Here is a 12,893-nt window from a genome sequence, read left to right on the forward strand (position 1 = left end):
AGGCTCAATTACGCTTGCTGGAGCATTTAGTGATAAGAGCGATATTGTCGATAAAGTTGTGTTCAGTGATGGTACCTTTTTAAGTGCTGAAGAGGTGTTCAATTTGGCACAAATGCAAACTGGGACGGACGGCAATGATGAAATACGAGGATCGCGCCAAAATGAGAAACTTTATGGCTTAGATGGAGATGATCACATAGATGGCTTTGGTGGTAACGATTACCTAGATGGTGGTAATGGCAACGATACCTTGGTTGTAGGACAAACGTCGGCGAGTAGGTATACAAAAAATACACTGGTTGGTGGTCAAGGCGATGATATGCTCAAAGGGTATGTCAGTTCAGAAACTTATATCTATAGTCTAGGTGATGGCCATGATGTAATTGATGATGTAGGCAGTATAGGAGATAAAGATCTTCTCCGATTTGGAGATGGGATCACTCGTGAAATGCTCATTATAAAGCGTTTAGGAAATGACGTTGTTATAGAAATAAACAGTACGCAAGCAGAACAAAGTGGCTCAATTACCTTTAAAAATGGCTTTACAAATACAAACAAAGTAGTTGATCAATTAGAGCTTTTTGATGGCAGTATAATTTCAGCTGAAGAAATATTAATTGAAGCTCGTACGACACATGGTAGTGCTTTGGATGACTCGCTAGAAGGCACGTCTGAGTCAGATAGGATTTTTGGTCACAACGGTAACGACATCATTCGAGGCGGATTTGGTAATGATTATCTGGATGGAGGCGCAGGTAATGATGAAATTTCGACTAGCGCTAGTACCAGCTTTAGAAGCTATCAAAACACCCTTGTTGGCGGTTTAGGTAATGATAAGCTAATCGGTTCTTATAGTGCAGAAACTTATGTTTATGACTTTGGTGATGGGCATGATGTTATCACGGATAAGGGAGATCGCTATCAGGTAGATAAAATTCAGTTTGGTACGGGAATCACTAAGGATAATGTTGAAGTTTCCAGAGATGGTATAGATATAGTTTTAAAGATTTTAAATGCCGATGGGAGTATTAATGGCAGTATTCGAATTGAACGAGCTTTCACTGATAGTGATTATAAAATTGAACTGATTCAATTTGCAGATGGGAGCCATTGGAGTGACGGCGATTTATTCGAAATGGCAAGGCGTTTTTATGGGACTTCAGGTGCTGATAGCTTGTTGGGAACCAGTCTAGATGATTTGATATTTGGACTTGGTGGAAATGATACACTTGATGGGGGACTTGGTAGTAACCTACTTGACGGTGGAGAGGGGGATGATGTGCTCACTGCCACTGGAATGGAAGACCATAAGAACACCTTTATCGGTGGAACAGGAGATGACATCAATATAGGTTCGTTCGCTCTAAATACCTATGTATATAACCTAGGCGATGGTAACGACACAATTAAAAACTACTTGTCGAAAAATAGCGTGATTTCATTTGGCTCTGGGATAACTCAAAGCATGCTAGAGTTCAAACGCAAAGGTGATGGCATAGAAATCACTGTAAACCATACTGATGCATCATTATCTGGCAGTATTTTCGTTGAAGATGCTTATCTCTATAGTAATTATAGATTGAAAGAGCTTCAGCTTTTTGATGGGTCTGTGGTTGCATTTTCCGAATTGGTTGAAGTTGCAAAAGTGACTAGAGGTGACGCCAATGACAATGAAATATACGGAACTATAATCGAAGAGATCATTTATGGAGGAGGCGGAAACGACATCATATATGGAAATACAGGCCTTGATGAGCTCTATGGCGAAGCTGGGAATGACATTATAGTTACGACGCTCGAAGCTAAAGTTATGAATGGTGGTGCTGGTGATGATGTATTGCGTATAAAGCATGATGGTTTCACAAAAGATCAAAAAACAACCTTGATGGTAGGTAGTCAGGGCAATGACACCTATGAAATATTAACCGAATACACCAGTGCTACCATTGAATATAGTTACGGCGATGGACACGATGTAGTAGTTGATGCTCCAGGCAAGAGTGATAAATTAGTACTCATGGAGGGTATAGAGTATAACGATGTCACGATGCGCCGTTTAGGTAACGCTTTAATAATTGAAGTTTTGGATGAAAATGGAGAGGTCAATGGCTCAATTACATTGGTAAACCAAGCACCAATATTCTCTACAGGTAAACTAGAGCAAGTAAATATCAATGGCCAAGCATATTCCACTTACAATCTTTGGATGGACAAAGGAGTAATTGTTCAGGGTACTGACGCGAACGAAGCGCTTCGCGGTACAAACTTAGATAACGTGATTAATGGTGAAGCTGGTAATGATGTATTGTCTGGAGGTCTAGGGGACGATATTTTGGACGGTGGAGAAGGAAATGACACCATAACATCTAAAGAAGGTAACGATACCATTAATGGTGGAGCTGGCGATGACAATATAAATACATGGGGCGGCACTAAAAACGAAACCAACATGATACAAGGAGGTCTAGGCGATGACACTGTTGTCGGAGGCCAGCGCTCAGATGTTTACATTTACAATCTTGGCGATGGAAATGACACTTATACTGAACACGCCGGGACGGAATTCGGTGAAGATAAAATTATATTTGGTGAGGGGATTAGCCAGGCCCAAGTAACTTTTGGACGAGTAGGTCACGATATCCTTATCAAAATAACAAATACTGACGGTTCATATAGTGGCAGTATTACCATTAAAGATGGCTTTTATTATAAAACTCCGCCGATAAGGCCTGATGAATTAAATGCAGGTAAAATAGAGAGTATCGAGTTTGTAGACGGGTCAGTCATAACCATGGCTGAGGTGATAGATATTGTAAAAGTTGTTCATGGCACTGCTCAAGCAGATAGACTGACAGGTACGGTCTCAGAAGATACTATAAAAGGCTATGAAGGAGACGATTATATAATCGAGTCTGTAGGAGATGATATTGTCTTTGGTGGTGATGGAAATGACACCGTTTATGCGAGCGCAGCAGAGGATTACAACGCGAGTAACACCTTTATCGGGGGTAAAGGGAACGATAAATTTGTCCATTCTTATGGAAATGATACGTATGTCTATCACTTAGGTGATGGTCACGACACAATTATCGAAGCAGGGAGTTGGCGTGGCGAGGATACTCTATTGTTTGGAGAGCAAATAAACGCTGATAACCTGACATACCGAAGAGTGCAGCACGATTTAATTTTTGAAGTGAGGAATGCGCACGATGAGGTAGTTGGTTCTATCACAATAGAAGGCGAGTATTTGGGGAAAAAGCTGGAGAACGTAAGGTTTTCTGATGGTACTGAATTGGATATGGTACAGATATTACAAGAAACAGCGCGAGTAAACGGCAGTGACATTGGAGAAACGTTACTAGGTGGTTATATGGATGAGACCATATACGGGTACGGTGGTGACGACTTGATTAGAGCAGGCTCTGGTAGCGACATTGTGTTTGGTGGAGAGGGGAACGACAATATATATGGGGGGAGCGGACACGCTAAATTGTTTGGTGGTGGTGGCGATGACACGATCAATGCAGGAGAATCGATCTTAGATTCTCAAGGTAATGTGCAAGAAGCTGCGGAAAAAATCATCGTGGGTGGGTTAGGTGACGACACATTGAGAGCTGGAAACTCCCTTGATCGAGTGGTATTTGAATATCAACTCGGGGATGGTAGCGATGTAATAGAAAGGTCCTATGAAAGTAACACTCTTAAATTTGGTAATGGCATCACATCAGATATGATAAGCGTAAGAACGACAATGTATAGAGAAAAAACTTGGATCACGATTGATGATGGCGTTACACAATCGCAGGTAACAATTAACGGTGGCGGCGGTTACAACCCTATTACGGGGAAATTAGACCGTAAACATCACGAGTTTCTAGATAACCTTGAGTTTACAGATGGAACAGTACTTTCTCTGAGAAATTTGATACAGATTAATTACTCCAATAATGTAGAGGCATTAACTGCACAAATTGATAAAGAGTCTGAGCTATTAGTCAATGCAATGCTCGCTTTTGATGATGCGCAAGATGATGTTGCGCTCAGTTCTCGGAATATGGTGGATTCTAAGTTAATTAATTATTATCAATAAGTTGTGGTAGTAAAAGACACTTGAATTAAACGTTTAAACTCAATTGGCACCCACAAACCCCGGCTTTGCCGGGGTTTTTATTTTAAAAGTAGTTTACCGGCTCTTTGCAGCGAAAAAGAAAGTCAAAAGAAATAAGTTTGTTGATTTCTCTTTACTGTAAGATTTTGATCGAACATCTACTCTTAATTTGTACTGGTTCAGACTTGCTCTGACTGCTACCCCTGTTTATACCAGTAAAAGTCAGTTTAGGTTTGAGTTAAACTTTTCTCAGTCCGAAGCGATTTTCCACCAAGTAATGTTTTTATTGTGTATTGTCCAAATCTTTGCAGCAATCACCCTGATTAGGGGAACTACTTTAACTATTAAATATATTCTTGAACTTTGCCATTTAATTTCTCTCAGAAAAACACCATGTCATCATTATCGTCACACAAGTCTTTCTCAATTGTGATAGATTCGAGATCGTCTACCAACTCATTTAGCAAACTAAGGCTTTTATCATCTTCTCGTTCTTTTAAGTGCTCTTTTATTTCTTGAATGATTGAGTCCATGTGCTGCAATTTGGCTATCTCATTTAATCGAATATCAATAGCCTCAACAACATAGTGAAATATATCGACTAAAGACCCCTTACTATAGCTATCGGTAGGCATATTCTTCACAATAAGCTCCGCTTGTTGATATTTGAAAAATGTAGATTGACCAAATGATTGAACATTGGCGCTGTTTACTTCTAAATCGTTAAATAGCTCAAGCTCCATTTCACAAATTGCTTCATCATTATTTTTAAAGTGGTACTCAGTACCGTCGGTGAGCTTTAGACGTGCAATGTAGTCGAGCTCCCAGCTTTCCATTAACGAGGATAAATAGCCAGAAAACTTGCTGACATCATTGAGATTAAGGCATTGACGATAGAAATGGATAAGTGCATTGTGGTCTAGCTGCGTTCTAAATGTTCTATCAGTTTGAACTTTAGAATCATTTTTTGCGTGCTTTAGTGCGAGTAATCGATTGGCCTGATAATCCAGTAAGCTATCTAGCTTTAGTTTCAACAGTTCTTTCGAAATGTCTTTTTGAATATAATTTTCTGCGCCAGCCTCAAAGGCACGAAGCCGCCACTCCAAATCCGTTTCTCCACTAATGAACACCGTGATAGTGTCTTCTTTTTTGGGTGTATTGATACATCGACAAAACTCGATGCTGTCGCCATCTGGTAAATAGAGATCAAGTAAATAGATATCAAACTGCTTTGTTTTGATGGCCTCGTTAGCGGCCTGTAGGTCTTTACACCAAGTAAATTGCGCTTTATCTCTACCTAAAAGTTGTATCAGTTTTGCATAGACATGATTATCTTCGACTAGGAGCACAGAGAATTTTTTCATGGAGATCTGCCTACGGGCGCCAGTTCGTTAAGTCTTGATATGTAAGTATGTGCGCCAATACAGCAAACGCAATGTTTTAGTGATTAAGCAGTAAAATCTCTGCGGCATCTCATATGTCATTCGTCACTTGTTAAATTTGGTGAGTAATTTTGTGACATTTTTGAGCGTGAAACGGTCTGCATGATAGCGCAAAAGAAAATAAGGAAAATTAGCATGTTTGAGCTACTCACCGATTTGATAAAAAACTTCTACATTTTAAGTTTGGCCTTGGCAGGGATATTGTGTCTGTTACTTCTCCTATCAAAAACTAAAACCCTCGCATGTAGCCTCCTGTGCATATGGATATTACTGTTTATGACGGAACTCACTCAAGTAGCGTTTGTGATGAATGATTTTATGGCGTATGAGCACTATGTATCTTTTGATCCCTTTTATGGTCTGGTTTTTTATTTTTATGTACGTTTTCATTTAGAAGCGAAAAAAGTCTCATTCGAAGATGTTTTTCATCTATTGCCAGTCTTCGCCAGTTATTTATTTAGCATGACTTGGGAGTTCTGTTTTGGTGTTATATGTGCTCTATCATACGCAATGTATATACTTCACTACTTAAAATCACATGAATCAAATGTCTCTTTATCTGGAGTGGGTCGCCAGTATGAGAACTATACTTGGTTGGTTTTTATGGCCCGTTTTCAGCTGGTATGTTGGGTGTTTACTTTATTACTTTTGTCTGTGAATGATATTTTTTCTGTGCCTATTAGCAAGCTGATAACGCTCGCCAGTTATATACCTATGAGTTTCTGGTTGTTTTATTTGTCCTACTTTAATCAAATAAAACCACTTTATGTACAAGGCGTGTTGGCAGAGCCGATAGCGAAGGCTGAGCCGATCAACTCACGTCAGAATGAGCAAATAGTTCATCAGTTAAAATTGTCGATGCGAACTGACAAGCTGTTTTTAAACCCTCAGTTAAGTATTTCTGAGCTAGCTGAACATATTAATGCCACGACTGCAGAGGTTTCAAATACACTGAATATGCACCTCAAAATGAATTTTTATGATTTTGTAAACCGATATCGAGTCGATGAAGCAAAATTATTGCTGTGTAATACCCAACATAAGGTGTTAGCTGTGGCATTTGATGCGGGTTTTAACAGTAAATCCACGTTTAATAAACTGTTCAAGTCTTATACTGGGTTAACGCCGAGTCAATTTCGCAAAGAAAAATGTGGATTATTCGATGATGACAAGGGCAGTGGATACAATCGTGAGCTTACTCATTTTTTAGTAGAATAGTTGAGAAGCCCCAGAAAATAAGCCATCGGAATAGATGGCTTAGACCGAACAATGAATAAGTTGTGCCTTACAGCTTATTGATTTGAGAAGTAGTTACTCCCAGCTCTGTAGTCGTGCTTGCCAGGTGTTGCGCGTTTGAATCCGCCTGCAACTGTTGAAGCTTCGCCATTTGCTTCATTGAAACGCCCACCCAAGACAACAGCAGCGGCGCTGCCTGATTTGTTTTCACTTCCGCCTACGACAACTGCATATGGCGCGTTAGCGGTTGTTTGGTTGAATTGACCACCACTGATAGAAGAGGCAATACCATATGCTGTATTATGTCGGCCTCCCACGATACTTGCTAATGGTGCATAAACTCTGTTTGATTCGCCACCTGAAATGCTCCCCCATGTTGCATCGGAGTAGAGGGTGTGATTAGTTCCGCCAAATATAACACCATGATTTGCTTCAACAGTGTGATTACTGCCAGACATAATAGCAGAAGCATTACCACTGATCTGGTTGTTTGCACCAGCAATCACAGCAGACTGACCTGTTACTGTGTTGTTTTGTCCGGTAAAAAGGGTGCCAGTAGATTGATAGCTGTGGCCATCACCTAAAACCACGTTGTGAGAGCCGCGGTGGTCAAGTTGAGGGGTTTGGCTTCCATAGCGCACTGCATTGTATCCAAGAATTAAATTTCCGACGGCGTTGGCTGTGCTAACGCCATTTTTCTTATGTGTATAACCTGAGCCATTTGAAATATGTAAGTTGCAGCCATTAATAACTAAAGTATTACCAACTTTACTCATACACTGCAGGATGGCGCGCAGTGCTTGCTCTTCATTGATAGGGTTGTGGTCGTGTGAACTGGCAAAAGTCGCGCTGCTTAGTAGGCCAAGGCTCATTAGTAGTACTGATTTTTTAAAATTAAACATGTTGTAGCTCCAAAATATTTTTTATTTGATTATTTTTCTGAGAAGAAATAGCCAGCTTGATAGTCATCTTGGCCATTAACTGTTCTACTTAGTCCACCACCAATACTTGAGGTAAAACCATTCGCGCGGTTAAACTCGCCGCCTAAAACTGCGCTTAGCTCGCCATTGGCCTCATTATTACGACCGCCTGTGATACTGGAGCTTGGACCCTGAGTAAAATTATTCTGTCCGCCTAAAATCATAGAGCTTTGACCTTTCGCGGTATTGTTTTCACCACCATAAATAGAAGCAAAGAAATTACTTGCCGTATTTGATTTACCTCCGGCAATCAACGCAAAGTTATGAAAAGCAGGCGTGTGATTTTCTTGACCGCCTAATATCACCGAGAAGCTTGCTTGCGCAACGTTTGACTCGCCACCCCAGATTGCGCTGTGAAAGCCTGATACGTGGTTATTTGTGCCTGCAACTGAGGTTGAGTTTGCAAAGGCTGCGTTGTTGTCACCTGCAATTACAGAGCCTACGGAGGTATATTGGTGGCCATCTCCGATCACAAGGTTGTGCGAGCCTGTTGCAACTCGCTGCGAAGGTAAGGTTTGTGCGTTATAACCAACAATAACGTTACCTTTGCCATTTTTTTCTACATTGCCCGCAGAGCCATTAACAACTTGGACATCACACCCTCTGACTACAAGCGTATTGTCTACTCGCTCTAAACAAGAAAGAATGTCAATTAAAGCTGTTTGCTCTTGCTCAGTAAGCGCTGCATGGGCATTTATAGAAGCTGCTGATAGCGCGATAAAAGCGAATTTAGATAGTGTTTTCATTTTAGTTATCCTTCTATATTATTTTTTAGTCGTTTGAGTTTAATGCGTCAGCTCGATATGGGTCTTGTGAGTTGAAGACGCCAGCTCTGAATTCGTGATCTGTGGTTGTTTGGCGCTCAGCTCCACCTGCAATGGTTGAACGGAATCCTTTTGCGGTGTTGTTTTGCCCACCTAATATGGTGGCTGCTTCTCTGGCTGCTGTGTTGAATCGACCACCTGCGATCACGGTTTGTTGTACGGTTGCAGTATTATCTTCACCACCGAGGATGTTGGCTTGTAGTGCTTTCACTACTTTATTTCTTACTCCGCCTGCAATGGTGCTGTATTGGCCGTCTAGATCATTGTGTTGTCCACCCAAAATAACCATTGCATGAGAGAATTGGTCTGAAATTGTATTGCTGTTGCCTCCTAAAATACCGCTTTGAAAAGCAAAGTTTTTATTGCCCAAACCACCTGCAATGGTACTTCTAGATGCGTTGCGACCCTCTGCTAATCCGCTAGAACCAGTTACAAAACTAGCGGGAGAATGAACGGTATTGTTTGTCCCAGCAATGAAAGATCCAGAGCGTGTATACGTATGTCCATGACCAATGACTAAGTTATGAGAACCAGACGTAGAAGCTGTGGGGGCTGACGGGGCAGAAGAACCATTATTGTAGCCAATGATTAAATTGCCTGTGCCATTGTTTGAGCTAGTCTCACCAAGTCCATTGGTGATTTGCAAATTACAGCCATGAATATGGACCGTGTCATTCGACTGTGATAGACAACCGAGTATGCTTGATAATTTTGCCTGCTGGTCTGGCGTTAAGTGATGGGCGCTTGCAGTAATAGAGATACAGGACAGCCCAGTTACAATGGCCATTTTTTTAAATGTGTTCATTTTAATTACTCCGATTTTAGGTTTGTTCTACTTAGCTAATGTCATTAAAAAATGATTAGCAGGTAGCGTAGGTGTGCTTGTTTACTAAGCACTGGAGCCACTTTACCGAGACAGTTGAAGCTGAGCGTCCATTTTTATTTAGGTGGACCCTTTAATAATACTATTTTTTAATCGATTGATTTTAAAGAGTAAATTCTGAGTGTGTATTAATGCGGACCAAAAATAGAGACTTTCCATAATATTTTGCACTGGCTTTTTGTCGTTATTCTTGTTTAAAGTAAAGGAGTGCAGCAAAAAGGAGTAATTATGGGTAAATGTGACTTAGTGTATTTCATTGGTGCAATTGGGATCTCATTCAATACATCGGCGGCAACTGTTTTTTCGGACTTTAGCGATAGAGTGGATATACCAGATGTCGAATCGGTATCGATTGAAAATACAACACAAAGCCGTTTCAACGACTATTTAGAAATCAAGCAACATCAAAGCGACTCCACTGGCGCAATATACTCAGCGCTTACACCCGATGAGCAGGTAAAATATAAATATCAAAAAGGTATTTTACGTAGCACTGTCACTTTTGAGTCACTGCAGAAATACACTTACGATGTAACAACGTCGCCTGGTCGAGTTGAGAAACAAACACACTTTATTTTTTGGGAATAAGGGATTGTGACAGAGGTTTTTATCAAAAAAGCGATTTGCTGTTAAGGCCAGTTAAGCAGCAAATCGCACAAAAGTTAGATTAGATTAAGTTTAATCACATCCTTTTTGAATAGATGTTGTCCAGACTCTAACTACAAAGTCATTGTAGTCATTATCATTTTGATCTTCCCAATATTGTTTATCACCATAAACTGAATAATTGGTAGTCAATTGGTTGCTGTTTCCATTAATTGCTAAAACGTAGTTGTAGTTGGCGCCGACAAGCACATCATAGCTACCAGAACCTCCGTACTCATCAAGCAATTTCACATAACTGCCATTAACTTGTACGCCCCAATCATTATTATACGCGGCACTTTCGCTGATAAATTGATAGTTGATCCGGGTGTAATCATCAGGGATACATGCTGGGTCATTGTCCAAAATAGTGCCAGGTAAAGAGGCAGAGCCAGTTACATTTTGATCTGCTGTAGCCTGAAGGGTAAATGTTTCGTTGTCCTCATGATCTTGGTCATCAAGCGCATTTACAATGACACTTGCTGTTGTGTCACCACTGGCAATAGTGACACTGCTAGCACCTAAACTCACGTCGTTCGCGCTGGTTGAACCGTGAACTATGCTAAGGTCAATCGTAACATCTTGATAGTAGTCATTGCTTAGGGTGATCTGATACTCCAACTGACCACCTTCATTGGCTGAATCTGTTATCGCTTCTAACGTAAATGATGGTAGTGGATCAGTTTCGCAAGTCGGCGTGGTGTAGCAGGCAACAGCATTGTCTGTATTGGTCGCTAGGTCGTTGAGACGAACAGGGACTGTAGCCAACAGGCAGGTATTACCTGATTGTGGGTTGAGTTTGTATAATTTGGATTTGTTGACATGACCATAGTCATTAATGAGCGTTCGGCTGACCACGATTTCACCAGCTTGGTTCAGTGTGGCACCCGTTGCGGCTGTCAATGAGTGGTTTGCGAGTTTAGTCACGTCATAAGTGTTTCTGTCTATTTGATAAACAGAGCGGCTGGTTATCAAGTAGAGGTTGCCATCTTGAATAACCAAGTCGCCTCTAAATTTACCCTTAAGTGATCCTAAAGCGCCTAGCTCAGTTGCAGCGCCTGAGTTTTTATTAATTTGGTACAACTTTTTAAAGTCAGTCCCAAGCAACACATCGTTATCTGCATCATACACAAGGCTGAGAACCTGAGTTGTCCTATCAACGATAGTATGTGAGTTGGTATTGAAGTCGTAATACGCTAATCGTAAATACTTAAACCGACTGCCTTCTATAGGCAAGTGTTCCTTTTGCTCTGCGGTTAGTGCCAATCCGCTAATGTCCACCTTGTATTCGATGGGTCTTGGTGCAGAGATGTAGTACATTCGTTTGCTCTGACTATCATAAGCAAGCGCTGAAGCACTAAATTCGGCGAGGGTTTGTGCATATGCACTGTTGTTTTGCTCATTTAAGCCAAATAAGATCCCCACATCGCCGCGTCCAGCATTGATGCCAAACAGTTCACCGTGACAGGTGTTGGCAAACCCGAGGGAGGGCAATGACGCAGTTGCGAGGGTTAAAATGGTTAGTGATGTTTTTAGCATGGTAACAAACTCTGTTCGGTTTATCCTAGACAAGCTAATACAACACAAAGTAATCACACATCTACGTCCATTGTACGACGTGCATTCTTAGTCCTTCGAGACAGACGCTTCCATTATTATCTTTGCAATCTAATTGTATCATGTCTCCTTATGAACAAAATTGCAACAATAAATTACGACTAATGGATTAAAAAAATCGCTGGTTATTTGTTTTTCTGAGATTCCAAATAGTTAGGCAAGAGTTCGTCAACAATTAATTTTGCTGGTAATGTGTAGCGCACGCCCTGAAACATCACTGAAGTATGTTCATCTATGCCGGTGATGCCTGTAAGTGTCCAACCTTCACCTTTTTCCGGGCAAAGCACTTTGGTAGTGGGGGGGATGACTTTAAATTCTGCGTTTTTTTCCGTCATATTTTTATCTTCACTGGACTTTCAAATAAGATGGGGTAGTTTATACCAAAATAATAAAAAATCGACCAATTAAACCCAATGGAACTACTAACACAGAGACTTACATTACGCGTGGTTTCTTATCGAGACAGCAATGTACTAATGCAGATCTTGAATCATCCAAAAGTAAGCCAACACAATGACTATGGTAAATCACTGACTTTGCAGGATATCAAAGCAATGATCCAAAGTGATTTGGAACTATTTTACCAAGGCATTGGTGTACGTTTTATCCTATTGAAAGAAGGCAGCGTAATTGGGTCAATAGGGCTGTTTGACTATCAACAGAGCTGTTCTGAAATATCTATGGGTTATGAGTTGTCGCCGGAACATTGGAATCAAGGCTACATGAGAGAAGCTGCAACCTGCTTAATTGATTCACTCCATCACATCTTACCGAAAGCGCTAATCTTACAAGTCAACGCGAAAGTTGCACCTAAGAATATTCGAAGTATTAATCTTCTCAAGTATTTAGGCTTTGAACACAAGCATGATAAATATAGATTAAACTTGAGTTAAAAGCCTTTTCAATTAGTTATAAGCCTTTTTTGCTGTATAAAGTAACGCGGCCTGAAACAAGTGTTACGGTGATATTCTTAGACTCGTTACCCCAAATGCAATTGGTGTGTAATGTTTTTTCTTCACATGAGTCAGCGGAGCCGAGTACTTGTTCTAATTCAGCTCGTTCCATACCTACGGATATTTTTTCATAATTTTCAATGTTCACTTTTGAGCATGCTGTAAGTGAAAGTAAGGCAAGCATAACGCAAAGTTTTTTCATGCT

General features: G+C 40.6%; 11 protein-coding genes. 4 read left to right on the plus strand and 7 right to left on the minus strand.

The genetic code is table 11. The annotated features are described in order from the left end of the window. Positions 1-4,090 (plus strand): calcium-binding protein (locus MHN81_RS22560; protein WP_275447068.1); only part of this gene is annotated, 4,090 nt, incomplete at its 5' end. Between the two features lie 398 nt (positions 4,091-4,488). On the opposite strand, the gene MHN81_RS22565 is transcribed toward MHN81_RS22560, so the two are convergent. Then, on the minus strand, positions 4,489-5,472 hold the full coding sequence (locus MHN81_RS22565) for a response regulator (RefSeq protein WP_023398881.1): 984 nt from the start codon (positions 5,470-5,472) through the stop codon (positions 4,489-4,491). Positions 5,473-5,826: 354 nt separating this feature from the next. Between MHN81_RS22565 and MHN81_RS22570 the strand changes: the two genes are divergently transcribed. Beyond that, positions 5,827-6,768 carry a helix-turn-helix domain-containing protein gene (locus MHN81_RS22570; protein WP_239426779.1) on the plus strand — a complete coding sequence of 314 codons (942 nt, stop codon included), beginning with the start codon at positions 5,827-5,829 and terminating at the stop codon, positions 6,766-6,768. Positions 6,769-6,842: 74 nt separating this feature from the next. On the opposite strand, the gene MHN81_RS22575 is transcribed toward MHN81_RS22570, so the two are convergent. From MHN81_RS22575 to MHN81_RS22585, 3 genes are read right to left on the minus strand one after another with little or no spacing between them, the layout of a single operon-like run. Further along, entirely contained in the window at positions 6,843-7,688 is an 846-nt protein-coding gene (locus tag MHN81_RS22575; RefSeq protein WP_023398879.1) for a hypothetical protein, read from the minus strand. A gap of 29 nt (positions 7,689-7,717) precedes the next feature. After that, positions 7,718-8,512 carry a hypothetical protein gene (locus MHN81_RS22580; protein ID WP_239426780.1) on the minus strand — a complete coding sequence of 265 codons (795 nt, stop codon included), beginning with the start codon at positions 8,510-8,512 and terminating at the stop codon, positions 7,718-7,720. 25 nt (positions 8,513-8,537) lie between these two features. Further along, positions 8,538-9,395 (minus strand): hypothetical protein, encoded by an 858-nt coding sequence (locus tag MHN81_RS22585; RefSeq protein ID WP_023398877.1) that lies wholly within the window; start codon positions 9,393-9,395, stop codon positions 8,538-8,540. Between the two features lie 306 nt (positions 9,396-9,701). Here MHN81_RS22585 and MHN81_RS22590 point away from each other — a divergent pair, with 306 nt between their 5' ends. Further along, positions 9,702-10,061: a hypothetical protein gene (locus MHN81_RS22590; RefSeq protein WP_023398876.1), complete on the plus strand. Its 360-nt coding sequence runs from the start codon at positions 9,702-9,704 to the stop codon at positions 10,059-10,061. Positions 10,062-10,151: 90 nt separating this feature from the next. Here MHN81_RS22590 and MHN81_RS22595 read toward each other — a convergent pair whose 3' ends face one another. Both MHN81_RS22595 and MHN81_RS22600 read right to left on the minus strand, forming a co-directional pair. Beyond that, a complete protein-coding gene (locus MHN81_RS22595; protein WP_023398875.1) occupies positions 10,152-11,657 on the minus strand; it encodes a hypothetical protein in 1,506 nt (501 codons plus the stop codon). Between the two features lie 203 nt (positions 11,658-11,860). Beyond that, complete coding sequence (locus tag MHN81_RS22600) at positions 11,861-12,070, minus strand: hypothetical protein (protein ID WP_023398874.1); 210 nt, start codon at positions 12,068-12,070, stop codon at positions 11,861-11,863. A 78-nt stretch (positions 12,071-12,148) separates the two neighbouring features. On the opposite strand from MHN81_RS22600, the gene MHN81_RS22605 reads away from it, so the two are divergent. Next, positions 12,149-12,628 carry a GNAT family N-acetyltransferase gene (locus MHN81_RS22605; protein WP_023398873.1) on the plus strand — a complete coding sequence of 160 codons (480 nt, stop codon included), beginning with the start codon at positions 12,149-12,151 and terminating at the stop codon, positions 12,626-12,628. Positions 12,629-12,644: 16 nt separating this feature from the next. On the opposite strand, the gene MHN81_RS22610 is transcribed toward MHN81_RS22605, so the two are convergent. After that, on the minus strand, positions 12,645-12,890 hold the full coding sequence (locus MHN81_RS22610; RefSeq protein WP_023398872.1) for a hypothetical protein: 246 nt from the start codon (positions 12,888-12,890) through the stop codon (positions 12,645-12,647). Between the last annotated feature and the right edge of the window lie 3 nt (positions 12,891-12,893).

The organism is Pseudoalteromonas sp. Of7M-16 (assembly GCF_022347805.1).
In the GTDB taxonomy this organism is placed as follows: domain Bacteria; phylum Pseudomonadota; class Gammaproteobacteria; order Enterobacterales; family Alteromonadaceae; genus Pseudoalteromonas; species Pseudoalteromonas luteoviolacea_F.